The organism is Marinilabilia rubra (assembly GCF_003121985.1).
Classification (GTDB): Bacteria; Bacteroidota; Bacteroidia; order Bacteroidales; family Marinilabiliaceae; genus Marinilabilia; species Marinilabilia rubra.
Window position 1 is genome coordinate 133208 of sequence record NZ_QEWP01000009.1, and the last position, 25948, is coordinate 159155.

Sequence of the window (25948 nt, forward strand, 5' to 3'; positions counted from 1 at the left end):
ACACTTTTTATTAAATACAAAATGTAATTTTGAATCTTAAAAATTCAAAATTCAAAAAAGAGATCATCATTACAATAGATCGTTAGATTTTGAGACACATGACCAAATAATAACATTAAAGAACTGAATGAATTGCCATTACCAAGCTGACTAGTTTAATATCAAAAGACTGGTAACAGGTCATTAAAAAATCATTCCCACACCAATGAAATGAGCCATCACCGGCTATTCTCTGCTGTTAATAGTACAGGAAGCCCAAATCATATATTATTGATTTCTGACAAATATCATTAATTTTGACTTTTAAGCAGCTAAAATTTATCCCAAAACCAATCATAAAAAAATGAAGAAGGGACAACGGCTTATACCTGAATATTTTATTACAAAAAAGAATACAATACTCCAGGTACTGTTCACCACTTTATTTGCATATGTTTTCATTAACATTTATCGCCCTTTTGGTTCAGGCGATTGGTACAATGTAAGCTGGTGGGAGTTTTCACTCTACTCCGGTTTATTGGTTATAGCCGGAATGCTTGTGGTTTTAATCAGCCGCTTATTATTAATGTTTCTTATAAAAAAGAAGAAGCCCGTAACTATCCGGTACTATGTACTCATGGTAATCGGGGAAATCCTTTTCATGGCAGCAATTTATGCCATAGCCGAAAAAGCATTCATCAAAGATGAACGTAAATTTGGCCACTTGTTATACCTCGCCATTCAAAATACAGCTCTCATCCTCCTAATACCTTATGTAATAAGCATTCTGTTTTTTGCATGGAAAGCTAAAACCATCAGCCTGAACAATCTATTAAAACAGCTGAGGCACAATTCAAATTTCATCCCCTTCCGCGATGAAAAGGGTGTATTACGAATTTCCTTAAAGGCGGAAGATTTATTATACATTGAATCTTCAGACAACTATATATCAATAAAGTATTTACAAAACGACCAGCATAAATCTATTCTAATCAGAAACACCCTGAAAAACCTTGAAAAAGAATTTGAAAACTCTTTATTACTCAGGTGTCACAGATCTTATATGGTGAATGTAAAACGAGTCAGCATGGTTAAGAAAGAAGGCCATAACCTGAAATTACTTTTATCCAGTCCGGAAAACGAAAAAATCCCGGTATCCAGGGGGTATCATGCCGTCGTTAAGAATTTTTTTGAGAATTAATCAGAGGAACACCAGAAAACCTTAATTTTATAAGTAACTCGAAATGCAAAAGGTAGTTATTGTCGATGATGAGCCAGGTGCTCTTTCAGTTATCAGTCGGATGGTTAGTGATTTTTTTGACTTCAATATAGTGGGAGAATTTACAGACGCAGATCAATTGGTCGAAAAAATTGCAACACTCAGACCGGATGTCCTTTTTCTGGATATCCACCTTGGCGATAAATCGGGAATGGAAATTGCGAAAGAGCTTTACCATGCCAGATTTAATACAAAAATTGTCATTGTCTCAGCTCACCAGGAATATGCCATTCAAGCATTTGAATACAATATCATTGATTACATTCTAAAACCTGTCAGCAGGGAGAGGCTTAACCGTTGTATCCAAAAATTAAAAAAGCCCGCCATTGAAGCAATGGAAAGAGACAAAGAAAACAATGTTTCAGGATTGGATGACAACACGGTGCGCTTTAAAACCAAAAACGGATTTATCCTGATTAATCCCATTGAAATAGTTTGTCTTGAGGCTGACCAAATGTATACAAAAATGGTTTTGGCAAAACAAACAGATCATTTTTTGGCCCAAAACATGGGCAAGATTCTTTCAAAAATTGATCAAAGTAATTTCCTCCGAATTTCAAGATCAATTGTAATTAACCTCAAATATCTTAGAGAAGTCAATCGCACCCAGCGAAAATGTATGATGTTTGATGGAATTGAAGAGTATGAATTGCTGATTACTAAGTCAGGAATGAAGGTTTTGGATGAATATTTCGATAAAAAAGCCCTTTCTGATTAACATAAAATGTTCCATTCGGAAAGCCAACCCCGCCATTCAGAAAGTAAACCCCGCCATTCAGAAAGTAACTCGAAAATCTCTTTTTTATATCATTATTATCCACCAACTTTGAACTGCATTTAATTATGTAGTGCAACCCAGCATCTTAATCCGGACAATGGCCTTTTTGTTTCTCTTTTTTTCCAAAAGAGGATTGAGAAGTTTTTCTATTGTCCGGATTTTTTAAGAGATTCTTCTTAAGCCCAAATCCTATAACAGAAATGCCCAAATGTCAGTAATGAAACTCTGGCTTCATCTTAACCTTTAATTAAAAACGGGTTCACAGGAGTAAAATGGCTTTTACTTTTCTCAACATGGTCTTAATAGTTGGCCTGCTCCGTGAACCTGTTTTTAGCCCTTGAATTTAACCCCGCTCAAGATCCTTAACCGGTCCCAGAAGTTAAAGAGAAAACGCGCATTCCCAAACACTGCGCGTTTTCTTTTTTCTAACTTTACCTTTCACAATAGATCGTTAATTTTTAAATACCTGCCTGGCGGCCATCAGGAAAGATTTAAGACGATCCATATAGCGCTAATAAACAGAGCTTAAAAGCAACCACACGTAACCCCAAAAGCTGTTTGATAGCCTTTTACAAAAGTTTAACGGAGTATTGCTTTCAAACAAGAGACCTTTTTCCGAACAAGATGTAAAAGTTTTTTTCTCCAATTTTTTGGCTATAAACATGGACAAGAGAACCAAATCACCCTCCAATTCCAATTCATCAAAAAAAGACCTTAAATTTGAATTCAAATTATCAATGCTATGCAAAAAAGCCAAGTTCCATCATATAGTTTTTCGCCTCTAAAAGGCTATGAGAATTTTGAAGCCACAACTCAAATCATTATCTCCGAAATATTAGAGCGAGGACTGCCATTTGAAATTCTTGATACTGAGAACAATTTGGTAGCTGTTCAATACAACAATAAAGAATACGTCATTCATGAGGGCACTATTTCGGACGCCAACAGCCTTATTGCGTATTGGATTTCAAATGACAAGTGGATGACAAAACTATTCCTGAAAAGAAACAATATTCACCATGCATCAGGAGTTCTATTGCAATCTACCTACAATGACAAAGACTTTAAATCACTGCAATTTCCACTTGTGGTTAAACCCACTGATACTGATCATGGAATAGCTGTAAGCACCAATATCCAAAATCAGGAAGATCTACATCAAGCCATAAACTATGCCTTCAGACATTCTGACAAGGTCATTGCAGAGGAATATTTCCCTGGCCGGGAATATCGTTTTTTGGTTATTGACTATCAGGTCAGGGCCATTGCGTTTCGTGAACCTGCCAATGTGATGGGCGACGGTCAATCCACCATTCAACAATTAATAAATAACAAAAATGCAAACCGGGGGGAAGATTACACCCATCCCCTCTTAAAAATAAAAACAGATGAAGAGGTTGACAGGCATCTGAAAGCACAGTCTCTCTCTTTAACTTCAGTCCTTCCAAATGGCCAAAAAGTTTACTTGCGAAAGAATTCCAACCTAAGTACAGGGGGAGACAGCATCGACGTAACAGATGAAATGCCTGATTATTACAAAGAAGTAGCAGTTAAGGCAGCAAAATCAGCAGGACTTAAGATTGCCGGTATTGATATTATTATCTGTAACCTAAATAAAGAACCTTCATTCAACAACTATATTGTAGTTGAGCTTAATGCACCGGCAATGCTTTCCATGCACAATTTTCCCTACATCGGTAAAAACAGACATGTTGAAAAGTATGTCTTAGATGCCATTTTAAATGCAAAATAAAAAGCTGTCAATATTAAGAAACTGTTTAAGTTTTATCCTTTGGGATGTTTTCTGGTCTTGAGCTCTTAAACTTTATCAAAATTTCCTTAAATAGCGTTGCTATTCGTGTCAATTTTGACTTGTCTAAGAACTCAATTCTTCAAAAACATCTTCCAAAAACAAAATTTAAACAGTTTCTAAATTCAATCCACACTGAAGGAATAAACCTAAGATTTAAGAACTATTACAAACATTAACGCTTTGTTCCATCTGTAATTAATACCTTTGCGGCTGAAAGGCTAAATACTCAAGAAGCCTCCATTCGGGAAGTTATTCCAGTCTTTTTGAAACAATTTCTTGTGTCATTTAACGGAGTTACTCAACCAGGTTCACAAAGCGGTTTTCAATAACATTTTGACCGGACCATTAAGCCCAACCCGGGTGAACAAAAACAAAGCATTATCCTTATTCGGTTATCATCATCCATTATTGAGCAATGACCAAAAAAAACGAAACAGAAATAAACAGCAAAAGCCAACTTATTGACTACTTTGAAAAGGGCAATAAACCCCCTGATCAATGGGGAATCGGCACCGAACACGAAAAATTTCTTTTCCGAAAGGATAATTTAGAAAGGCTTAGTCATAACACCCGTCCCGGAATAGGGATGGTGATGCAACACATGCAAGATAGCGGATGGCATCCGGTGACTGAAAACGACAAAATCATTGCCTTAAAGAAGGACGGGGCCTCCATTACAATAGAGCCTGGAGGTCAGTTTGAACTTTCGGGTAAGAATTTCGGAAACATCCATCAAACCTTTGGTGAAACCAGAAAACACTTTGAGGACTTAAGTGAAATCTGCAAAGAAATTGATGCTATTACACTGGCCCTGGGCTTTGACCCCATCCAGCCCCGCCACAAAATGCCCTGGATGCCCAAAGAACGTTATCGCATTATGAAAGCCTACATGCCAACAAAAGGCAACCTGGGCCTTGACATGATGACACGTACTGCCACCATTCAGGTAAACCTGGATTATAGTAGTGAGCAAGACATGATAAAGAAAATGCGTGTTGGACAGGCATTGCAGGGAATTGCAACAGCCATATTTGCCAACTCCCCTTTTACCGAAGGAAGGCCCAACGGATATTTAAGCTACAGAGCTAAAATCTGGGACGACACAGATCCGGATCGTTGCGGTTTTCTTCCCTTTATCTTTAATCAGGATTTTGGCTTTGAACGCTGGACAGATTATCTTCTGGATGTCCCAATGTACTTTATTCTCAGGGACGGTCAATACATTGACAGTCAAAAAATAACTTTCCGGGAATTCATGAACGGACAACATCAGTTAAGACCAACGATGGAAGACTGGGAAACCCATGTATCAACTGTATTTCCGGACATTCGACTTAAAAAATTCATCGAAATGCGGGGAGCTGATGCAAGTTGTGTTTCGCACATAGCCGCACTTTCTGCATTTTGGGTAGGACTGCTCTACGATCAGGATGCACTGAATGAAGCTTATGAAATCACTCAATCATGGGGGATTGAAGCGATCAGGGATATAAGAGAACAGGTACCAAGGCTGGCACTTAATGCCAAGTCAGGTTCATTAAATGCAAGAAAAATTGCTCATCAAATGATTGCCCTTTCAGCACAAGGACTGGCAAGACGCTCTCATGAACTGAACATTGAAGATGAAGGAAAGTATCTTGCCCCTATTGTCGAAATTGCAGAATCCGGCATTACTCAGGCCGAGAAACATCTTAATAAGTTTCACAAAGAATGGAATGGAGATGTTTCCAAACTTATGCAATGCTGGCCACAAGCCGAACCTTTGCAATAGATTATACCTCTGTCATAGCGACTGTAATTACAGGCATCCACACCTTCAACGACTATATTAACAACATGCTCTCAAAACTAAAATTTTTACTTCGATACACACACCGTTACAAATGGTGGTACACAGGAGGTTTTTTATTTCTGGGCCTGACCATTTGGACCTCCGTTACCATTCCCGAGTACATTCAGAAGAGCATTGATATCATATCTCAAGGCGAAACGGGCAATCGTGAGGATTTTTACAATTACGTTCTGATAATTCTTGGAATGGCACTGGTACTTATTCTCATACGTACATTGTCGCGTGTGCTTATATTTGTTCCCGGGCGGCTTATAGAAAAGCAACTTAAAGGGGAAATGTTTCGAAAACTGTCCTTTTTTGGCAAAGATTATTACGACAGCAACAGCACAGGCTCCATTATATCGAGGATCAACAACGACATCAACGGGGTTAGAATGATTACCGGTTTTGGTCTTCTTCAAACAGGAAACATTCTTTTTTCCCTTTCGCTTACGCCATACAAAATGTGGAATCTCTCCCCTGCCCTGACGCTCTATTGTATCGCACCTATGATTATCATATTCATTCTTGTAAGGATTGGTATGGTAATAATGGTAAAAAACACCCACAGAAGAATGGATACCCTTCAACAATTATCAGGTAAAACCATCTCTTTTCTCTCGGGCAACGGAGTCATAAAAAGCTACAACATACACAAATGGGCCGAGCAGGAAGTAGAAAAAGAGAATACTTCCCTCTTCAACTATACCCTGAAAATAACATGGGTCAGATCATTCATTATTCCACTTCTGGCAAACCTAGAGCAGGTATTGAAAATAGTCGTTCTTTTTGTAGGCGGAATGTATGTAATTGAGGGCAAGTTCACCATTGGGCAGTTGACGGAATACATCGCCTATTCAGCTCTCCTCACCCATCCAATAATGGGACTTGGATGGGTGTTAACAGTATTCCAGCAGGGATTTGTAGGCATTTCCAGTATTCAAACCATTATGGGACGCAAAGGCCAGGATGAAGATAAAAAACACCTTCCTGTGTCAAATCAAAGACAGCTGTTTGATAAAGGCATTCACCTTAGAGATCTGACATATACTTACCACAATGGCGAACACCCTGAACTGAAGAATATCTCATTCAGTATAAAGCCGGGACAAGTGGTGGGAATAACAGGCAAAGTTGGATCCGGAAAAACCACTTTGATCAATCTTCTTAATGGATATTTACGTCCTGAGAAGGGCCAATTATATATGGGTGATAAAGACGTGACAGATCTCACCGCTTCCGACATAAGGTCTGTTGTAAAAACGGTGACCCAGGAAGTCTTCCTCTTTTCGGATACTATTAAAAACAACGTCATCTTTGGATCTGAGCAGGCTGAAAGCACCAATGACTTTACAGATGTGATTTACAAAAGTGCATTTGCCGATGAACTGACACGCTTTCCCAAGCAGGCAGAGACACTGGTTGGAGAAAAAGGCATTATGCTATCGGGGGGGCAGAAACAAAGAATCAGCCTGGCAAGAGCCCTTTATGCACCTTGCAAATTATTGATATTAGACGATGTATTCTCGGCCGTAGATACCGATACAGAGAGATTTCTGATAAAACAAATATTTGAAAACCACCCGTCCGAAAGTCTGGTCATTGTTTCCAATCGCACCAGCGTATTGGAAAAAACAGACTTCACAGTGGTACTGGAAAATGGCGAAATAGAAACCATTGGAAACCACAAAGAATTATTAAAAAGATCAGATTTTTACCGTGAAACCTGGGAATTGCAGAAATAAATTATGACCAAACTACTTACATATAAAGACTGGCAACTATTAAAGAAGTTTGCTCATTATTTTGTACCGCATAAAAAGTGGCTCATTATCAGTCTGTCTTCCATTCCTGTAACCACAGCTGCAGGCATAATGTTTTTGTGGCTGGTAGAGAGAATTATTGACGATTATATTGTACCCGGAGATTTTTCAGGTTTGAAATTGTATGCGGGACTCCTTTCCGGAGTACTCCTCCTCAATCTTCTTTTTGACGGCATTTACAGCTACACTTTCTCCAAAGCCGGAGGCCTGGCGATTGTGGATCTGCGCCGCGAGCTTTTCGGAAAAGCCATAAGATTTCCCATGAGTTATTACGACAAACACCCAATAGGTGTGACTTTGAGCCGACTCACCAGCGACATGGAATCCATCAGCGAATCCTTTGCAGCAGGGATATTAGGTTTGCTATCTGAAAGCATCAAAACACTGGCATTGGTAAGTTATCTTTTTTACCTCAACTGGCGTCTGACTTTGGTATTGCTCATTGTGGTGCCATTGATTGTATTGGTAATGCGTTATTTGCGCCGAAAGATCCGCAGAGCTTACAATGACTCGAGAAGTAGCCTGGCCAAATCTGCAGCTTACCTTCAGGAATCGCTTAACGGAATGAAAACCATCCAGCTCTACAATGCAGAAGATGAAGCCTGGACAAAATACAATTCCCTGAACAAAGAATACTGTGATGCCCAAAACCGCTCCAATGTATATGATTCAGCCCTTTACTCAATTGTTGAAGGCATCACTTCAATAGCAACAGCGCTGGTTCTATGGTACGGAGCCATTCAGATATGGGATTACGGATATACAATGGGAGTTCTGGTTGTTTTTATAACTACCCTGGGACGGTTATTCATTCCGGTGCGCCAGTTTGCCCAGCAGATTTCCACCATTCAAAGAGCTTTATCAGCGCTGGAGCACATCAGCCATCTATTCGGACAAGATACAGAAGAAAGGGAATCATCGGAAAACGAACTCCCAATTCCCTTAAACGAAATTGAATTTAACAATGTCTCGTTCCGCTATAGCGAAGACACTCCTGATGTATTAAAAAATGTCTCATTTAAACTTAACAAGGGAGACCGAATCGCCCTTGTAGGAACCACCGGATCCGGAAAATCAACCATAATCAGGCTGTTAACGAAAACTTACACCGGGTATCGGGGGGCAATAAAAATAAATGGACAGGAGTTAAGAGACATTCCGCTTTCGACCATTCGCGCCAGTATGGCACTTATGCAACAGGATATTTTCATGTTCAATGATACCATCAAATTCAACATTGCACTTGGCAGAAACGGCATATCTGATATGGACGTTGAAAAAGCCGCTTCATTTGTTTATGCAGACAGATTTATCAGCACTCTGCCCGGTAAATTTGATTATATCATTCAAGACAATGGAGACAATTTAAGTAAAGGACAGGCGCAGTTAATTTCTTTTGCCCGGGCCATCAGTGGAAATAACGAACTCATTATCCTTGATGAGGCCACGAGCGCAGTAGATTCTCTCACCGAACAATACATTCAGAAAGCCATTGAAAACATTTTCTCGGCCCGCACAGTAATAGCTGTCGCTCACAGGCTAAGCACCATCAAACATTCAGATCTTATTCTTGTACTCGAAAACGGAAAAATTATTGAACGTGGGAATCATGAGGAGCTGGTAGATCAGAAAGGAAAATATGCTCATTTGGTAAAGAGCTGGGAAGAAGAAAAGGAAGAGTAAACATCTTAACTCCGGAAAAATTTGAGCTTTCGCAAAAAGATACCCAAAATTCCCCAAAGAGGTTTTTGGGGTTTTATTTTTTTTTATGGATAAATCCACTATATTGTGAGCGTAAACAAAAAAACCTAATTCCAATGGCAGACAGTTTAGCAAGAATTGAGCTGGAATATTTGCTCAAAACATCGCCGGCCATCTTATTTAACCGGCTGGCCACACCCAGTGGCCTATCAGAGTGGTTTGCCGATAATGTAAACGTTAAAGGGAAGGTATTTACATTTATCTGGGAAGGTAGTGAGCAACAAGCCGAACAAACTCTAAAAAAAGAAAACAAAATGGTCCGTTTTCAATGGCTGGACGAAGGCATGGAAGACATGTGGTTTGAATTCAACATAGATGTTGATGAACTTACCGGAGATGTAGCCCTGCTAATTACCGACCATGTTGAGGCCGATGACAAAGAAGACAGTATTGAGCTTTGGGACCAGCAGGTAGACGTATTAAAACACGGTTTGGGCTCTGCCTGATTTTTTGACGTTTTATCGCAACGATTCATTAACTTTGCATTCAAAATATGGTACATATTTTGAATGCTTTTTTTATGCCTTAAAACGGCAAAACACAACCTGGTTGCCATGAAGAAAGTCCATCTTTTCATTCTTAAAAGCTATCTCGGCCCTTTGCTGATGACCTTTTTTATTTCCATGTTTATATTGGTCATGCAGTTTCTGTGGCGATATGTCGACGACCTCGTAGGTAAAGGACTGGAGTGGGATGTCCTGGCTGAATTGCTCTTTTATGCTTCATTGCAGGTGGTGCCCATGGCTTTGCCACTTGCCATTTTGCTTGCTTCATTAATGACATTTGGCAATCTGGGAGAAAACTATGAGCTCACAGCTCTAAAGTCAGCAGGAATTTCACTGCCACGCATTATGCTCCCGCTTATTATCCTCACAGTACTCACTTCATTTGGAGCATATAAATTCTCCAACAATGTACTTCCTGTGGCCAATTTAAAGCTGGTTTCCATCCTCCATGGCATTAAAGAAACGCGCCTTGAACTGGACATTAAAGAGAATGTATTTTATCAGGGAGTAGATGATTTTAGTATAAAAGTTAAGAAAAAAGACCCCTCCAAAAACATGCTTTACGACGTGATGATTTATGACCATCGCGACCGTTATGCACGAAACAGCAACGTAACGATTGCCGACTCAGGAAAGCTGCTTATGTCTGACGACAAAAAATTTCTGAAACTAATCCTTTACAACGGCATACGGTATGATGAGAAAGTTGGATTGGAAAAGAGTCGACGACAGCGTGATGAAAACATGTTCAGGAAAGATCATTTTAAGGAGCAAACGGCAATCATCCCCCTTAAAGGATTCGACTTCTCTAAAACCGATGAGAATCTTTTTAAGCACAGTGACCGAATGAAAAATCTGGATCAAATCACACATGATCTGGACTCTATTAATCATGAAAGAATAAAGTTTGTAGATAATCTGGAGAGCCGCTCCAAATCATTCTATTTTTCCCGACTTAAATACAATCCAAGTGGATCAGGAAACAACCCTAAAGACATTGCTCAAATTGATTCCGTTAAATCGGCCAATACAGACAGTGTTTTCGAAACTTTTTCAGAGTCTAAGCAACAAATGATCTTTGACACCGCACTGAGAAAGGCAAGAAACACTAAACAGACCATTGATGAGAGATTAAAATTCATTGAGAAAAAAGACAGCAATATCAGACGTCACAAAATGGAGTTGCACCGAAAATTCACCTTGCCTTTTGCCTGTTTGATATTTTTCTTTATTGGTGCTCCACTTGGAGCCATCATCAGAAAAGGAGGGCTCGGGATGCCGGTGGTTATATCCGTATTGTTTTTTGTAGCCTACTATATCATCGATACCATGGGCGCAAAAATGGCCCGGGAAGGGGTTTGGATGGTCTTTCAGGGAATCTGGTTATCATCAGCCATACTGCTTCCCCTGGGCATTTTCCTGACTTACAAATCGGCAACCGATTCTTCCATAATGAATGCAGATGCCTATACCATTTTCTTCCAAAAATTGCTTTCAAAATTCAAAAAACACAGAAAATGGAAGAACATGGATAGTGAATAGAAAATAAAAAGAACCTCAATGTGAAAAGCAAAAACTGTAAAAGAAAAAATCGAATTTTGCGTTAGGCCTCAACCAGTCAAGGAACTAAAATCAAATTAATTCATGTTTGCCGGGAAACCACAATTCCGGTAAACAAGTTTAATTCATAAGGTTTAACCAACCCATTGCGCCCATTTCTTAAACCCAACCGATAACTGTAAATTAGTCATTGCTACTGATTAATATTTGTTTAATTTTGCAATCTTAAAATGACAACCAAAATAGGCATGGGCAATAATTCCGATATTCAACTGAATACCATCGATGAGGCGATTGAAGCATTCCGTAAAGGTGAACTGATCATTGTAGTGGATGACGAGGATCGTGAAAACGAAGGTGATTTTATCACTTCAGCAGAATTAATAACACCGGAAAAGGTCAATTTCATGACCAAGTACGGAAGAGGCTTGATTTGCACCCCCCTCATTGAGGAGCGTTGCGAAGAACTGGAGCTTGAATTAATGGTAGGCAAAAACACCTCTCTTCATGCCACTCCATTTACAATTTCCGTGGATTTATTAGGACAAGGTTGCACAACCGGAATTTCAGCTTCAGACAGATCTAAAACAATCAAAGCGCTGAGCGATCCCAATACGAAACCAGAAGATCTTGGCCGGCCGGGACATATATTCCCGCTCAAGGCCAAAGAACGTGGGGTATTAAGAAGATCCGGACATACAGAGGCAACCATTGATCTGGCCAGACTTGCAGGCCAATCCCCTTCGGGAGTGTTGGTGGAAATAATGAATGATGACGGCACCATGGCTCGTTTACCCGAGCTTGCAGAGATTGCCAAAAAATTCGACCTCAAGATCATCACGATAAAAGATCTTATTGCTTACCGTCTTCAAAAAGAAAGCCTTATCATCAAAGGAGTTCAGGTGCATTTACCCACTGCTCATGGCGATTTTCAATTCATTCCTTTCAAACAAAAATCGAATGGCTTGGAACACATGGCACTGATCAAGGGTACCTGGGACAAAGATGACCCCATTCTGGTGAGAGTCCATTCATCGTGTGCGACGGGAGATATATTCGGCTCCCTACGATGTGAATGCGGTGAGCAATTGCATAAAGCGATGGAAACCATCGAAAAAGAAGGGAAAGGCGTCATTGTTTACATGAATCAGGAAGGACGTGGAATTGGCCTCATGAATAAGATCAAAGCTTATAAGCTGCAGGAAGAAGGCCGGGATACAGTAGATGCCAATACTGACCTCGGATTTGAGGCCGATGAACGCGATTATGGTGTGGGAGCCCAGATTTTAAGAGAGTTGGGGGTAAGCAAAATGCGACTGATGACCAACAATCCCATAAAACGAATTGGCCTTCAAGGCTATGGACTTACCATTGAAGAAAATGTCCCCATTGAAGTTGAGCCAAATCCATACAACGAATTTTACATGCACACCAAGAAGGAAAAGATGGGGCACAATCTCAAGTTTTTTAAGTATATGAATTCTTCGTCTTATTCTAAAGATAAAGACGAATAAACATTCTTTTAATAATTTTTCAGCCGGTCTCTTATCCAGGACCGGTTTTTTTATTTATAATCCAGGGCTTTATAAAAAATGACTGAACGCCTCATTTTTTCTATATTTGTTCAAAAACAAAAGATATTATGCAGGACCTGAAAATTGTATTCATGGGAACCCCCGATTTTGCAACAGAAAGTCTTAAAGCTTTGCTGAACGCCGGGGCTAATGTTGTTGGGGTTGTTACAGCTCCTGATAAACCTGCCGGCAGGGGTAGAAAACTGACCCCTCCTCCGGTTAAACAATTTGCTGCAGAAAAGGGATTAAAAGTCCTGCAGCCGGAGAAACTAAAGGCGCCTGATTTTCTTGAAGAATTGGCTAATCTGAAAGCCGACCTGCAGGTAGTTGTCGCATTTCGCATGCTTCCCGAAGTGGTATGGAATATGCCGTGTAAAGGAACCTTCAACCTTCACGCCTCCCTTTTACCGGAATACCGGGGAGCAGCCCCCATTAACTGGGCAGTTATCAACGGTGAAAGCAAAACCGGCGTAACCACCTTCTTTCTCAAACATGAAATAGATACCGGTGACATTATTTTCCAGGAAGAGGTCGCCATTTCCTCTGAAGACACAGCAGGAACTGTTCATGACAAATTGATGGTAAAAGGAGCCGAACTTGTAGTTAAAACTGTTGAAGCAGTCTCAAAAGACGAGGTTACACCAATCCCTCAACCAGAAAAAGAATTAAAACCAGCGCCAAAGATCTTTAAAAATGACTGCCGCATTGACTGGCAACAAAGTGCAGAAAACATCTACAATAAAATCAGGGGATTAAGTCCTTACCCGGCAGCCTGGACGGAATTATCAACTCCTGAGGAAAAGAATAAATCCGTAAAAATATTATTAACAGAAAAGGCCCGATCAAAGAATCTTAAACCTGGTGAAATTTTTTGTGACGAAAAAAAGCAGATACTGGCCGGAACCGCCGATGAAGATCTAGTAATTAATGAATTACAAGTTGCCGGCAAAAAAAGAATGAAAACGGAGGACTTCCTTAGAGGCCATAGTATTTCTGAGGGATCTTACTTTGTATAAAAAACGAAAATTGACAAATAAAAAAAACGCAATGAAAGGGATAATTTTCCTTTCATTGCGTTTTTTTTATTTAGGGTGCACTAAAAACATCGATAATACTGAAAGATAATTTGTTATAGCAAAATTAAATCATTCAGATGCAAAGCTTTTTAATGCAACAGATTAACTGGCGCCTGAGACAAAGAAATTTGCCAGCCGAAAGGAAAAAATTTTCTTCACCAACAAAATCTCGAAGTATTCCAATACATTTTCGAATTGTAAATTATGCCCTTTTGACATTTTCAGCAGTCCCTATTGGCAGAGGTTTCTGGATGTATCAGGCATTCTCATCATAATACACAAATGTCACCTTATGCCCTTTCCCTTTGTTATTAAATATGTTATCGAAGAATGCAGCCGCTGCCTGAATTTTAATCTTCTCACCCAACTTATTCAGAACATCCCAATACCTGACAATTTCATATTCATTCTTAATAAACATATCATGTGCCGTTTGCAGTCGCTGCCTCAATTCGGGAGGAACAACATCTGTAAAATGTTTACCTACGAGTTCACCGGGGGTGTATTTGTAGATTTCATTGTATCGATCGTTGACATAGGTATAGTACCCCCTCTCATCTGTAACACAAATGCCCAACACTGACTCAGCATCAATAATGTCCTGAGCTTTTCGTGGACTATCTGAAATAGCTTGTTTAATTTCTTTTGTTTTTAAAATGTTAATTCTTCCCATAATGGTTTCTGTTGATTTAAAAATTCCACTTTTTATTTAAAAACCAATAAACCATATTTTTGTTTAATATTTTTGAGTTATGTATAAACAAAACAAATTAACGCAATACCAACCGCTCCCCGGGACGAGGTTTTTCCCCTTCGCTCATATCATTTAATTTATTCAAATTCTTAAGTTTAACCCCGTATATTTGAGCAATTTCAAACATGGATTGATTCTCCTTTACCACATGAGATTCATGATCGGGATGGGCATTTTTTCTTTTTGGATCAATGTACAAATAGTTGTAATCAGTAGCTCGCCCACCTCCGGGTAAATCGTTGTAGCGTGGCAATTCCCAATCACGCAAATCAAATTCTTTCGAAATCGATGAAAAAGTATCTCCTTCTTTTATTCTAACATATCGTACACCATTGTTGAAATGCACTTCATGTTTTACAAAAGGGTCCACTACATAATGGTCACTGGTACCTCCACCATTTGACTTCCGCCAGGCAACAGCACCTTTATTGTCTTTATCAAAGAGATACAACTTATTATCTTCTATTAAATCAATCAATCTTTTGGCATAATTGGGATCAGTAGCATAGCCTGCCTTTTTCAAGCCCCTCGCCCATCCTTTGTAATCTGTTATTCTCAGGTCAAACAACGAAGCATATCGGGAACGTGTTGTAAGAAAACGGGCATGATCGGCAAACGAGTCGTAGACTGAATTATACTTCCGAAAGCACTCATTTCTGCGATCGTCATGGTGATAAACTTTTTTGCCGGTCCAATCGTGACACTTAATACCAAAATGATTCTTAGCGTCAACGGCCAACCTGCTGTTTCCGTTTCGGGATTCCAGCATCCCCTGCGCCAGCGTAATACTAGCGGGGACACCACTCCGTTTCATATTCATTACAGCCCACTCCTGATAACGTTCGATGTACTCCTCGCGTGTCATCTCATCAGAAACTTGAGCCACAGAAGCTATAGAAAAAATAAAAAGAACCGCAATGAAAAATATTTTTATCTGCATGATTTGAAAATTGATTATACAGGCATGATGTACCTATTTTGATAATATTGCCAACAAATATAAAAAAACGGAACATCAAAAAACTATCCAATTATATTTTTTATTCGGTTAGCACTAATCAAACTTGCTCTGGCTTTGGCATTAAGGTAGAAACTGTTACTTTTAAAGAAAGAAAACCGGTATGAACGCAAACAAAAATTCCATATACAAATTCCCCTTTGAGGAATATTCCTCAGAAGCAGCACTTTCCGAGCAGGAACAAGAGCTCATAAAAAAAGCCAGGGAGGCTGCTCAAGATGCCTATTCACAATATTCCAAATTTAGTGTAGGGGCAGCTGTGTTATTAAAAAACGGCGAAATTATCACTGGCAGTAATCAGGAAAATGCAGCTTATCCCTCCGGCCTTTGCGCAGAACGGGTGGCTCTTTTTTATGCAGCTTCTCAATATCCGGATGTCCCGGTAAAAAAGCTTGTTGTCACCGCTCTTCGAAAACAAAAACCTATCAAGGAACCCGTTCCTCCCTGCGGAAGTTGCCGACAGGTTTTTATTGAATGGGAAAAGCGCTTCGGTCAGCCATTTGAAGTGATCATGGCAGGCACCCGGAAAATCATCAAGATTAAACAAGCAGGATGGCTGTTACCTTTTAATTTTCAGGCCGATTTTCTATAAAACGGAAGGAATTATTCTTCCATTTCCTTCAGGACTTTCTCCACCTCTTCTTCGGTCGTTTTTAGTTTGTTGCGACAGTAAGTCACCAGTTCGGAGACTCTTTTTACCTTCTCGGACAGCTCATCCACATCAAGTTCGTCGCTTTCCATACGCTCCAGAATCTCCTCGATCTCAGTAATAGCCTCGTTGTATGACAGTTTTTTCTTTGGCATAACAATTTAATATTTGTTGTTATTATTCTTCTTATTTACCATTTCAACTACCCCCTTAATTTCCCCGTTAGAGATGCGGGTTGTTATCTGATCTCCCTTTTTAACCAGTGATACATCCTTAACCAATTGGCCATTGACATATGAAAGAGAATATCCTTTTTTAAGCAACTTAACCGGATCATTGAGAACAGCTGTTTGTTCCAGATATTTCAGTTTCCTGTCTTCTTCCAGAAAACGTTTAAAAGGGAGAGTCGAGACCTTTTGAAGATTTGTCTTCAAACTATTTCTCTCTCCTCTAATAATTTGTATTGAAAGACTCCCTGATTTATCAGCAATCCTACTGAGTTTATTAAAGGCATCCCCCAATCTTCGGGATACTGTTACGGGCAGTCGTCCCACTTGCCTTTCCAACCGTGCCTGACGCTTTTGCAAATCCATCTTAACCAAAGGCACATATGCCGAAGCTAAATTCTCAGTTCGTTGCTTTTCCTGTTGAAGGCGTTCCCGGGCAATATCGGCAATCCAGGCTGATTTCTCATCTATAATCTGTATAAAAGCACCTGCTCTTTCAATTAAAAAAGCGGCCACAGCAGTAGGCGTTTTTAAAGTAGTATTGGCCACCAAATCGGCTACGGATTCATCGCGCTCATGACCAATTCCAGTGATCACCGGCAAGGGAAATTGAGCAAGGTGATAAGCCACCCAATAACTATCGAAACAAAGCAGGTCAATAGAAGCCCCTCCTCCACGGATTAAAACCACGGCATCAAAAAATCCAACGTACTCAAAAACCTTATCAAAGGCTTCTGCAATGGAAGACTCTGCATTTTCGCCTTGCATAACGGCAGGGAAAAGGTGATGATAGAATTTTATTCCCCAATGATTTGTCTCCAGTTGATCAACAAAATCACCATATCCGGCGGCAGTTGGAGAAGAAATAATAGCAATTTTCTGAATCACATCCGCCAATTGAAGTTCTTTGTTCATCTCAAGAACACCCTCCTCTTCTAGCTTCAACAGAACCTCACGTCTTTTACGGGCAAGATCACCCATGGTATAAGACGGATCAATATCAGAAATCACCAAACTCATACCAAACACTTCCTGAAACTGGACAGAAACCTTCACCAGAACTTTAAGTCCGGTTGTTAGCGACTGACCTGTAGTTGACTCGAAATAGGCCTTCAGCATCCGAAAATTACGGGCCCAAATCATAGCACGTGAACGAGCTTTGAGTTGATCCGTATCATCACTCTTTTCAATTAAATCCAGGTAACAATGCCCGTTTCGGTTGACACGGAGTTCCCCTATTTCAGCCTTTACCCAGATAGAAGTAAGTAAGGCATCATCAATGATGCCCTTTATTCTTTGATTGAGTTGAAATAATGTTATGGCTTCCTGCCCCATTGATTGATCTGTTTTTAAAGAATTTTAAGGCCACATCAGACTAATTCGAATTTCTGATAAATTCCTCCGGTCTTCCCTGAAAGTTCTCAGGATCTTTCAGTCGTTTACGATTCTCTTCATAGCGTCTGAATTCCTCTCGTTCCATTTCATTCAGGAGATCCTCATTTTGCAGTTCTCCTTTTTCAAACACGAGGGTAAATCTTTTGTTTCCCCTGGCATCATAAAACACCCAGTTTCCATCCCTCATATTATCGGTGTATTGGCCTTCTATTTCTTTTTGCCCGTTTTCAAAAAACACAGAGTAAGGGCCATTCAATTCTCCATCTTCATAATTAACGATCACACGAAGATCTCCATCGGGATAAAATCTTTTTTCAACTCCCTGTTTCTTTCCTTTTTCGTAATGGGCAACAGCCGCCAAACGACCTGAATCAAAAAACACTCTTGACTCTCCTTCCCTCTTGTCAAACTGATACATTTCTTTAGACTTCAGGTTTCCCGCTTCATCGTAAAACCGCCAGGTACTGTCTTTTTGCATATTCAAATAAAAGCCCTCTGCCAGAAGATCTCCCTGTTCGGAAAAAAACTTTACTTCTCCACGATTCGTCTCTTCTTCAAAGACAATCTCTACAAACTTTTCTCCGTTTTTGTAATACCGTGTCAGCGTATCAATGGGTTGATCATCCTTAAAACGCGCTTTATAAGCAGGCTTCCCGTTGGGATGAAACCGCATCCACTCGCCCTGGCGTCTGCCTTTCTCGTCGCGCCGGTTCTCATAAGGATTCTCTGTTTTTTTCATTTTTCGTGAAGCTTCAGGTTTTTCGAAAAGTCCAACCTGGGCCTTGGCAGAAATTCCAAATCCTGCGAAAAGAACTAATATCAGAAGTCGTTGCAGCATATCATTTGTTTAATTGGCCTATGCAATTTTTATGCAAAGTATTAATCTTGACTGATGACAAAAGTACCAAAATTAAAAAAGGTTGCCCGTAATGGACAACCTTCTTTTTTTAAAACAGCTCTCAACAATGAGTGAGATATATATTTGTTTATTTGACTTCTTCAAAGTCAACATCTGTCACCTCATCATCGTCGTCACCTTTTTTACCTGACTGATCTCCCTGAGGCTGCTCACCGCCTGGTTGCTGCCCCCCCTGGGCCTCCTGACTGGCGTTATACATCTCCTGAGAAGCGGCCTGGAAAACGGTATTCAGTTCTTCAGTAGCTTTGTCAATGGCTGCAACATCCTGGCTCTTGTGAGCTTCCTTCAGCTTAGCCAAAGCATCTTCGATGGGCTTTTTCTTTTCTGCCGGAATCTTATCTCCAAACTCTTTCATTTGCTTTTCTGTCTGGAAAATCAGACTGTCAGCAGAGTTGAGTTTGTCAATCTTTTCTTTGGCCTGTTTATCTGCATCCGCATTAGCTTCAGCTTCTTCTTTCATTTTCTTGATTTCGTCTTCCGACAAACCTGAAGAAGCTTCGATTCGGATGCTTTGCTCTTTGCCGGTTGCTTTATCCTTAGCTCTAACATGTAAGATACCGTTGGCATCGATATCAAAAGTCACTTCAACCTGAGGTGTACCACGTGGCGCCGGTGGAATACCGTCGAGGTGGAATCGACCAATGGTCTTATTATCTTTTGCCATTGGGCGCTCACCCTGCAATACATGAATCTCAACCGATGGCTGATTGTCAGCTGCAGTGGTAAAGGTTTCAGACTTCTTGGTAGGGATTGTTGTGTTGGCTTCGATCAGCTTAGTCATAACACCCCCCATGGTTTCAATACCAAGAGAAAGCGGAGTAACATCCAACAACAATACATCTTTAACTTCTCCGGTCAGTACACCACCCTGAATGGCAGCACCAATAGCAACCACCTCATCAGGATTTACTCCCTTAGAAGCTTTTTTTCCAAAGAAATTCTCAACTACTGACTGAATAGCAGGGATACGAGTAGATCCCCCAACAAGAATTACTTCATCAACATCAGATGCACTCATTCCGGCATCTTTAAGTGCCAACTTACAAGGCTCAAGTGTACGCTGAACCAATTCATCGGTAAGCTGATCGAACTTAGAACGTGACAAGCTCTTAACAAGGTGCTTGGGCACACCATCTACCGGCATAATATATGGCAGGTTGATTTCAGTATTTCCTGAACTTGAAAGCTCAATCTTAGCTTTCTCAGCAGCATCCTTCAAACGCTGAAGCGCCATAGGATCTTTTCTCAAATCAACACCTTCATCACTCTGGAATTCATCAGCCAGCCAGTTCATAACGACATCATCGAAGTCATCACCCCCCAGGTGAGTATCACCATTGGTTGATTTCACTTCGAATACACCATCACCCAATTCAAGGATACTGATATCGAAAGTACCACCACCAAGGTCAAATACAGCCACTTTCATATCCTGGCCTTTTTTGTCAAGACCATAAGCAAGAGATGCGGCAGTAGGCTCGTTGATGATACGACGAACTTTCAAACCGGCGATTTCACCAGCTTCTTTGGTAGCCTGACGCTGAGAGTCGTTAAAGTAAGCAGGAACAGTAACAACAGCTTCAGTCACCTCTTCGCCAAGATAATCCTCAGCAGTTTTCTTCATTTTTTGAAGAACCATGGCTGAAATCTCCTGGGGAGTATACTGACGGTCGTCAACCTGAACACGTGGCGTGTTATTTTCACCCTTAACCACTTTATAGGAAACCCTCTGAACCTCTTTGGGGATTTCATCATAGAGGTCTCCCATAAATCTTTTGATCGAATATATTGTTTTTTCAGGGTTGGTAATAGCCTGACGCTTTGCAGGGTCACCCACCTTACGCTCACCATTCTCTACAAATGCAACAATAGATGGTGTGGTACGTTTTCCTTCACTGTTGGGAATTACAACAGCCTCATTACCCTCCATCACTGAAACACATGAGTTGGTTGTACCTAAGTCAATTCCAATTATTTTTCCCATTGTATAAATTATTTTTCGTTCTCAATATTTTCGTAATTGCTCCTCTACTAAATCAAAGCATGTGCCAATTCATTTTTAACTCAAAAAGATGCAATAATGACACCGGAGAACAAAAAAATACCCGGATCCTGTCAGAATCCGGGTGACAAATCGGCAGAACCGGGTATTTATTTAGTTACAGTCTCTTTGGAATAAACCGAGTCAAGAGACTGATCGAATTGCTTTTTACTTTTGCGGTCATCGGCAATGGCACAGGGGCCGGACAAGCATCCTCCTTCGCAGGCCATCACTTCTATAAAACTACCGGGCGCTTTTCCGCGGGCATAGGCCTTAAGCACATTAAGAGACTTCTTGTCAAGACCATTAATGATGACCTCTTTAATGTAAATGTCCTCGCCGGCTTTTTTTACTGCATTGGTAACACCGTTGCTTTTGGCAAATCCTCTAGCCTCGCGTGGAACATCCACCAGGGGTGCATTGTCAGGCATTTCGCTGACTTTTATGCCCAACCCTTCAAAGATGGCATCCAACTCCTCGAAGGTCAGCACAAAATCAACCAGTCCTGAATCTTTGGCTTCTTTACGTTTGGCAACACACGGCCCGATAAAAACCGTTTTAGTATCCGGAAAACGTTCTTTAGCCAAACGGGCTGAAAAGATCATTGGAGAAGGGGTTTCACTTACCAATTTTTTTAATGCCGGCACATGCTTATTCACAGCCTGTACATAACTTGGGCAGCAGGAAGTCGTCATTAGAGAGCAGCCTTCTTCCAGGCGTTCCTGAAGCTCAGCCGCCTCGGCACGGGCTGTCATATCGGCTCCTTCTGCCACTTCGGCAACATTAGTAAAGCCAACTTTTTTAATGGCATTTATGACCTGACTGGGCTTAACTCCGTACTGGCCATGTAAGGCCGGAGCAACCATTGCTGTCAACTCTCCACCCTTTTTTATATGGCTGAGAACATCTACAACTTGTGACATTTCGAAAATAGAACCAAAAGGACAGGCATTGATGCAGCGTCCACACATAATACATTTGTCCTCATCAATCTCTTCTACGCCGTCATCATTCTTTTTTATAGCACCTACGGGGCATGCTTCTTCACATGGAACGGGAACATAGATAACAGCATGGTAGGGACAAGCCTTGTGGCAAATACCGCAACTAATGCAATCTTCTTCAACAATCTGAGCTTTTCCGGCTGCATTTATTACAATGGCATCCTTGGGACAGTTCATCTGACATGACCGGGCCACGCAACCACGGCACAGATTACTTACCACATAATTGACTTTTACACAACTGGTGCAAGCCTCATCAACTACTGTAAGGGTACTTTTATTGCTGGCTTTTTCACGATCAAGAGCCACATTGGCATAATCTGCCAGGGGAGTCAACTCATCCTCTTCATCATCGGGACTAAATCCTAAAAGAGGCATGGTTTTATACTTAATAACTGCCCGTTCTTTGTGATGACAACAGCGGCGACGCGCCCCTTTCTCTTTAGGAGCCATTTCCAGCGGTATGCGGTCAATTTTCTCGGCAAGTTGGTCTTCATGGATTAGTTTGGCCAATCGGGCAATAATTTCGCGCCTGATGACCATGGTGTTTTGGACGTAAGCCATAGGATAAAAAGGGATTTTTGAGGTTTTGCTTAATACGCCGCAAAAGTAGAGATTATTAAAGAAAAGTATCTGTAATTGCTGTTAAAAAAGAAAAATTTCTTTAATCGTGACAAATTATATTTTATCCTGAGAATAGAAAAAAGGAATTGAATACTTCGCTGGCACAAAGTTATTCAACATGGATAGTATGTTGCCTCACCCACTCAAACAAGCAAACACTTGCCGCATGAGAGACATTCATCGATTTCACCATCCCATGCATGGGAATATGAACGTTTTGCTGATTAGGATAATTCACATCAACAGGAATCCCGGAACGCTCACTCCCCACCATCAAAGCCATTTTCTCAGGTAAAACCTCATTATACAAATTGGAAGATTCGGGGGAAGTCTCAAGAGCGATAAATGTATAATCGGAAGGTACCATTTGCTCCACCTCTTGTGGCAAACAATATTTCCAATTAATATTTTTAGCTGCCTGTCCGGCCACATATTTCATTTTGGCCGATTTGAAGTTCACTTCTTCCTCCTCCTTTACAAATAACACCAACCTGCAACCCACATTAGCTGCCAGACGCATAAGGTGACCGGCATTTTCTGGTGTTTGAAGATGCCAGGCAATGAGAATTGGGGCCCTTTCTTTAGAAATGGGCTCATAATTTTGGTACTCGAAGAATTTATTGGCCTGATTCAAGATATAGAGTTTTGAGTTTTGAGTTCGGGGTTCGGGGTTCGGGGTTCGGGGTTCAGAACTCTTCACCTCCCCAACCCAAGCTCCTTCCCTTTTTTCAACATATACTCATGTGCTTCCTGGTAGTCATTATGTATTTCTCCCTCCAAAATAGCCTCCTTGATAGCTGCTTTTATTTCGCCAACCGTCTGACAAGGTGGCAAATTAAATGCTTCCATAATTTCTTCGCCAGAAACTGGCGGCTGAAAATTCCTGACCCGGTCTTTTTCTTCAATTTCTTTTAGTTTCTGACGAACAATCTTAAAATTTCGCAGAAACTTACGGACTTTCGCTTCATTCTTAGAGGTGATATCAGCCTCGCAAAGCGTCATTAAACTGTCAATATCATCTCCGGCCTCAAACAGCAAGCGTCTGACGGCAGAATCGGTCACAATATCTTCACTCAATACGATGGGACGCATGTGAAGCTCCACCATTTTTTGGACAAACTTCATTTTTTCATTCTGAGGCAAACGAAGCCGTTTAAAAATATTGGGAACCATTTTCATCCCAACAAAATTATGAGCATGAAATGTCCATCCCAGTTTTGGGTCAAATCGCTTGGTACGAGGCTTTGCAATATCATGCAACAAGGCTGCCCACCGCAGCCAAAGGTCATCTGAATTGGGCACCAACTGATCCAGAACCTCAAGAGTATGATAAAAATTATCTTTATGCCCTACTCCTTTTACCTTCTCAACCCCTTTCATATCCTGAAGCTCGGGAAGAATCATGGGCAACAATCCGGTTTTCTCCAACAGCTTAAATCCAAGTGACGGCTTTTGGGACATCATCATTTTATTGAGTTCTTCAGCCACCCGCTCCATGGAGATGATCTTCAACCGGTCCTTCTGAGCAACAATACCATCATATGTCTTTTCCTCAATTCGAAAGTTAAGCTGTGTAGCAAACCTGATAGCGCGGAGCATCCTCAAAGGATCATCGGAAAAGGTAACCATAGGATCCAGCGGAGTACGAATAATCCCTGCCTCTAGGTCCTTAATGCCATCAAATGGATCAACCAGCTGTCCAAAGGTATTTTCATTTAAAGACAAAGCCAGAGCATTGATGGTAAAATCTCTTCGGTTTTGATCGTCTTCAAGAGTTCCATCTTCAACAATCGGCTTTCTGCTGTTACGCTGATAAGATTCACGTCGTGCACCAACAAACTCTACATCCATGCCCCGGTACTTAAACATGGCCGTTCCGAAGTTCTTAAAAACACTCACTTTAAGCCCACCTAATTCGCGGGCCACAGCCTCAGCCAGGCCAATGCCGCTACCAACTACCACCACATCTATATCGGTAGTAGGCCTATTCAGAATTAGATCCCTGACAAAACCGCCGATAACATATGCCTCTTTGTCGTATTGATCTGCAACTTTGGAAATGATTTTAAAAACCGGAGACTGTAAATGTTTCTTCATATGCCACTAAACCCCTATAAAAAAGGAATCTGCCTGTTAAAGATTTATATTAGAATTGTATTCTCCCAAACATCTTATTAACTTGAATGTTTAAATAAAATGAAAAGAGCTGTATTCAATCGCTTCAGTTACATGCCGTTTTTTTAAAAAACCGACACATGCGACATTGAACCTTAAAGGGCCAAAATTACAATTTAAATCCCATTCAGACTAAGGAGTTGACAAAAGTCCGTTTTTTGGCATGGTGATTGTATTAAGATATTTACAGATTTAGATATTTTGAATATTTCGAAAGAAATCATTATTTTTGAACCAATATTAAAAAGCAACAAGTATTATGGTTGAATTTTTGACAAAAGAGACTTTCAAAGAAAAAGTATTTGACTTTGAAAACAACAAAGAGTGGAAGTTTGAAGGAGAAAAGCCCTGTCTGATTGATTTTTATGCCGATTGGTGTCAGCCTTGTAAGATGGTAGCACCTATTCTTGACGAGCTATCGGATGAGTATGACGGAAAAGTGGATATTTACAAGATTGACACAGAAGCCCAACAAGAACTAGCAGGTATGTTTGGCATTCAGAGTATTCCTTCATTGCTTTTTGTTCCAACTGAAGGACAACCTCAAATGGCACAAGGTGCATTGCCAAAGGACACATTTGAGCGAGCAATTAAAGATGTACTGAAGGTGGAAAAATAATTTTCCGCCTTCACCCAGAAAAACAAGGAGATTATCAGTCATGAGGAAGAACGTATCAGCTATATTCTTAACAGCCGCCCTGCTTTTTGCGGGAACGAGTTTTACTAATGCCAATGAGCCTTCGAAAGGTGAAAGCCCCGAGAATGGAGTAATAACTCTGGATAAGTCAGCCTTTATTCAAAAGGTTTTTGATTACGAAAACAATCAGGATTGGGACTATAAAGGTAACAAACCTGCCATTGTGGACTTTTACGCCGATTGGTGTGGACCTTGCCGAAAATTATCCCCATTACTCGAGGAAATTCAACAGGAATACAACGGTAAACTCCAGGTGTACAAAGTTGATACAGAGAAATCCAGGCAACTTTCTGCCGCATTCGGCATCCGAAGTTTACCTACAATTGTGTTTATTCCCATGGATGGCGAACCAAGAGCAGTGCTGGGATATGTTCCCAAGGAGCAATTGACCAAAATGATCACTGATATTTTAAAAGTATCGAAATAATCATACTTTATTCCTGATTTGATTTTATTTGTCGAAAC

The 25948-nt window shown here is 40.6% G+C and carries 22 protein-coding genes; 13 read left to right on the forward strand and 9 right to left on the reverse strand.

The window, feature by feature from the left end; translation table 11 throughout:
• The first annotated feature begins 343 nt into the window (after positions 1 to 343).
• From DDZ16_RS12480 to fmt, 10 genes are all read left to right on the forward strand, one after another.
• Positions 344 to 1180 (forward strand): LytR/AlgR family response regulator transcription factor, encoded by an 837-nt coding sequence (locus DDZ16_RS12480; protein WP_109264811.1) that lies wholly within the window; start codon positions 344 to 346, stop codon positions 1178 to 1180.
• 43 nt (positions 1181 to 1223) lie between these two features.
• Positions 1224 to 1976, forward strand: coding sequence for a LytR/AlgR family response regulator transcription factor (locus DDZ16_RS12485; protein WP_109264812.1), 753 nt, complete (start codon positions 1224 to 1226; stop codon positions 1974 to 1976).
• A gap of 802 nt (positions 1977 to 2778) precedes the next feature.
• Positions 2779 to 3789 carry a glutamate ligase gene (locus DDZ16_RS12495; protein WP_109264814.1) on the forward strand — a complete coding sequence of 337 codons (1011 nt, stop codon included), beginning with the start codon at positions 2779 to 2781 and terminating at the stop codon, positions 3787 to 3789.
• Positions 3790 to 4264: 475 nt separating this feature from the next.
• The gene (locus DDZ16_RS12500; protein WP_109264815.1) at positions 4265 to 5620 is read left to right on the forward strand and encodes a glutamate--cysteine ligase; all 1356 of its coding nucleotides are present in this window, start codon (positions 4265 to 4267) and stop codon (positions 5618 to 5620) included.
• Positions 5560 to 7425 (forward strand): ABC transporter ATP-binding protein, encoded by a 1866-nt coding sequence (locus DDZ16_RS12505; protein WP_232526651.1) that lies wholly within the window; start codon positions 5560 to 5562, stop codon positions 7423 to 7425. Before DDZ16_RS12500 ends, DDZ16_RS12505 begins: the two co-directional genes overlap by 61 nt.
• 3 nt (positions 7426 to 7428) lie before the next feature.
• The gene (locus DDZ16_RS12510) at positions 7429 to 9186 is read left to right on the forward strand and encodes an ABC transporter ATP-binding protein (protein WP_109264816.1); all 1758 of its coding nucleotides are present in this window, start codon (positions 7429 to 7431) and stop codon (positions 9184 to 9186) included.
• A 134-nt stretch (positions 9187 to 9320) separates the two neighbouring features.
• The gene (locus DDZ16_RS12515) at positions 9321 to 9710 is read left to right on the forward strand and encodes an START-like domain-containing protein (RefSeq protein WP_109264817.1); all 390 of its coding nucleotides are present in this window, start codon (positions 9321 to 9323) and stop codon (positions 9708 to 9710) included.
• Positions 9711 to 9818: 108 nt separating this feature from the next.
• The gene (locus tag DDZ16_RS12520; RefSeq protein WP_109264858.1) at positions 9819 to 11312 is read left to right on the forward strand and encodes an LptF/LptG family permease; all 1494 of its coding nucleotides are present in this window, start codon (positions 9819 to 9821) and stop codon (positions 11310 to 11312) included.
• 248 nt (positions 11313 to 11560) lie between these two features.
• On the forward strand, positions 11561 to 12844 hold the full coding sequence (locus tag DDZ16_RS12525) for a bifunctional 3,4-dihydroxy-2-butanone-4-phosphate synthase/GTP cyclohydrolase II (RefSeq protein WP_317046375.1): 1284 nt from the start codon (positions 11561 to 11563) through the stop codon (positions 12842 to 12844).
• Positions 12845 to 12972: 128 nt separating this feature from the next.
• Complete coding sequence (gene fmt / locus DDZ16_RS12530) at positions 12973 to 13920, forward strand: methionyl-tRNA formyltransferase (RefSeq protein ID WP_109264819.1); 948 nt, start codon at positions 12973 to 12975, stop codon at positions 13918 to 13920.
• Positions 13921 to 14236: 316 nt separating this feature from the next.
• Here fmt and DDZ16_RS12535 read toward each other — a convergent pair whose 3' ends face one another.
• Positions 14237 to 14653 (reverse strand): PAS domain-containing protein, encoded by a 417-nt coding sequence (locus tag DDZ16_RS12535; protein WP_109264820.1) that lies wholly within the window; start codon positions 14651 to 14653, stop codon positions 14237 to 14239.
• Positions 14654 to 14750: 97 nt separating this feature from the next.
• On the reverse strand, positions 14751 to 15674 hold the full coding sequence (locus DDZ16_RS12540) for a glucosaminidase domain-containing protein (protein WP_232526653.1): 924 nt from the start codon (positions 15672 to 15674) through the stop codon (positions 14751 to 14753).
• Between the two features lie 181 nt (positions 15675 to 15855).
• Between DDZ16_RS12540 and cdd the strand changes: the two genes are divergently transcribed.
• Complete coding sequence (cdd, locus tag DDZ16_RS12545; RefSeq protein WP_109264821.1) at positions 15856 to 16344, forward strand: cytidine deaminase; 489 nt, start codon at positions 15856 to 15858, stop codon at positions 16342 to 16344.
• Between the two features lie 11 nt (positions 16345 to 16355).
• On the opposite strand, the gene xseB is transcribed toward cdd, so the two are convergent.
• The 7 genes from xseB to DDZ16_RS12580 form a co-directional block, all read right to left on the reverse strand.
• On the reverse strand, positions 16356 to 16556 hold the full coding sequence (gene xseB / locus DDZ16_RS12550) for an exodeoxyribonuclease VII small subunit (protein WP_109264822.1): 201 nt from the start codon (positions 16554 to 16556) through the stop codon (positions 16356 to 16358).
• A gap of 6 nt (positions 16557 to 16562) precedes the next feature.
• Positions 16563 to 17963 (reverse strand): exodeoxyribonuclease VII large subunit, encoded by a 1401-nt coding sequence (gene xseA, locus DDZ16_RS12555; RefSeq protein ID WP_109264823.1) that lies wholly within the window; start codon positions 17961 to 17963, stop codon positions 16563 to 16565.
• 40 nt (positions 17964 to 18003) lie between these two features.
• A complete protein-coding gene (locus DDZ16_RS12560; RefSeq protein ID WP_109264824.1) occupies positions 18004 to 18861 on the reverse strand; it encodes a toxin-antitoxin system YwqK family antitoxin in 858 nt (285 codons plus the stop codon).
• Positions 18862 to 19009: 148 nt separating this feature from the next.
• Positions 19010 to 20926, reverse strand: coding sequence for a molecular chaperone DnaK (dnaK, locus tag DDZ16_RS12565; protein WP_109264825.1), 1917 nt, complete (start codon positions 20924 to 20926; stop codon positions 19010 to 19012).
• Positions 20927 to 21093: 167 nt separating this feature from the next.
• Positions 21094 to 22551 (reverse strand): monomeric [FeFe] hydrogenase, encoded by a 1458-nt coding sequence (locus DDZ16_RS12570; protein WP_109264826.1) that lies wholly within the window; start codon positions 22549 to 22551, stop codon positions 21094 to 21096.
• Positions 22552 to 22720: 169 nt separating this feature from the next.
• Positions 22721 to 23245: a TrmH family RNA methyltransferase gene (locus tag DDZ16_RS12575; RefSeq protein ID WP_109264860.1), complete on the reverse strand. Its 525-nt coding sequence runs from the start codon at positions 23243 to 23245 to the stop codon at positions 22721 to 22723.
• A 62-nt stretch (positions 23246 to 23307) separates the two neighbouring features.
• On the reverse strand, positions 23308 to 24708 hold the full coding sequence (locus tag DDZ16_RS12580; RefSeq protein ID WP_109264827.1) for a CCA tRNA nucleotidyltransferase: 1401 nt from the start codon (positions 24706 to 24708) through the stop codon (positions 23308 to 23310).
• Between the two features lie 337 nt (positions 24709 to 25045).
• Between DDZ16_RS12580 and trxA (DDZ16_RS12585) the strand changes: the two genes are divergently transcribed.
• Together trxA (DDZ16_RS12585) and trxA (DDZ16_RS12590) are read left to right on the forward strand one after the other, a co-directional pair.
• On the forward strand, positions 25046 to 25405 hold the full coding sequence (gene trxA / locus DDZ16_RS12585; RefSeq protein ID WP_109264828.1) for a thioredoxin: 360 nt from the start codon (positions 25046 to 25048) through the stop codon (positions 25403 to 25405).
• A gap of 40 nt (positions 25406 to 25445) precedes the next feature.
• Positions 25446 to 25910, forward strand: coding sequence for a thioredoxin (trxA, locus tag DDZ16_RS12590; protein ID WP_109264829.1), 465 nt, complete (start codon positions 25446 to 25448; stop codon positions 25908 to 25910).
• Positions 25911 to 25948: the final 38 nt, after the last annotated feature.

What these genes read in the sequence shown, in the direction of transcription:
- DDZ16_RS12520 (WP_109264858.1), top strand. Translation starts at nt 9,819, where the DNA reads ATGAAGAAAGTCCATCTTTTCATTCTTAAAAGCTATCTCGGCCCTTTG.
- xseA (WP_109264823.1), bottom strand. Translation starts at nt 17,963, where the DNA reads ATGGGGCAGGAAGCCATAACATTATTTCAACTCAATCAAAGAATAAAG.
- trxA (WP_109264829.1), top strand. Translation starts at nt 25,446, where the DNA reads ATGAGGAAGAACGTATCAGCTATATTCTTAACAGCCGCCCTGCTTTTT.
- DDZ16_RS12525 (WP_317046375.1), top strand. Translation starts at nt 11,561, where the DNA reads ATGACAACCAAAATAGGCATGGGCAATAATTCCGATATTCAACTGAAT.
- DDZ16_RS12505 (WP_232526651.1), top strand. Translation starts at nt 5,560, where the DNA reads ATGGAATGGAGATGTTTCCAAACTTATGCAATGCTGGCCACAAGCCGA.
- DDZ16_RS12515 (WP_109264817.1), top strand. Translation starts at nt 9,321, where the DNA reads ATGGCAGACAGTTTAGCAAGAATTGAGCTGGAATATTTGCTCAAAACA.
- DDZ16_RS12500 (WP_109264815.1), top strand. Translation starts at nt 4,265, where the DNA reads ATGACCAAAAAAAACGAAACAGAAATAAACAGCAAAAGCCAACTTATT.
- DDZ16_RS12485 (WP_109264812.1), top strand. Translation starts at nt 1,224, where the DNA reads ATGCAAAAGGTAGTTATTGTCGATGATGAGCCAGGTGCTCTTTCAGTT.
- DDZ16_RS12535 (WP_109264820.1), bottom strand. Translation starts at nt 14,653, where the DNA reads ATGGGAAGAATTAACATTTTAAAAACAAAAGAAATTAAACAAGCTATT.
- cdd (WP_109264821.1), top strand. Translation starts at nt 15,856, where the DNA reads ATGAACGCAAACAAAAATTCCATATACAAATTCCCCTTTGAGGAATAT.
- fmt (WP_109264819.1), top strand. Translation starts at nt 12,973, where the DNA reads ATGCAGGACCTGAAAATTGTATTCATGGGAACCCCCGATTTTGCAACA.
- trxA (WP_109264828.1), top strand. Translation starts at nt 25,046, where the DNA reads ATGGTTGAATTTTTGACAAAAGAGACTTTCAAAGAAAAAGTATTTGAC.
- DDZ16_RS12580 (WP_109264827.1), bottom strand. Translation starts at nt 24,708, where the DNA reads ATGAAGAAACATTTACAGTCTCCGGTTTTTAAAATCATTTCCAAAGTT.
- DDZ16_RS12570 (WP_109264826.1), bottom strand. Translation starts at nt 22,551, where the DNA reads ATGGCTTACGTCCAAAACACCATGGTCATCAGGCGCGAAATTATTGCC.
- DDZ16_RS12510 (WP_109264816.1), top strand. Translation starts at nt 7,429, where the DNA reads ATGACCAAACTACTTACATATAAAGACTGGCAACTATTAAAGAAGTTT.
- DDZ16_RS12540 (WP_232526653.1), bottom strand. Translation starts at nt 15,674, where the DNA reads ATGCAGATAAAAATATTTTTCATTGCGGTTCTTTTTATTTTTTCTATA.
- xseB (WP_109264822.1), bottom strand. Translation starts at nt 16,556, where the DNA reads ATGCCAAAGAAAAAACTGTCATACAACGAGGCTATTACTGAGATCGAG.
- DDZ16_RS12480 (WP_109264811.1), top strand. Translation starts at nt 344, where the DNA reads ATGAAGAAGGGACAACGGCTTATACCTGAATATTTTATTACAAAAAAG.
- dnaK (WP_109264825.1), bottom strand. Translation starts at nt 20,926, where the DNA reads ATGGGAAAAATAATTGGAATTGACTTAGGTACAACCAACTCATGTGTT.
- DDZ16_RS12495 (WP_109264814.1), top strand. Translation starts at nt 2,779, where the DNA reads ATGCAAAAAAGCCAAGTTCCATCATATAGTTTTTCGCCTCTAAAAGGC.
- DDZ16_RS12560 (WP_109264824.1), bottom strand. Translation starts at nt 18,861, where the DNA reads ATGCTGCAACGACTTCTGATATTAGTTCTTTTCGCAGGATTTGGAATT.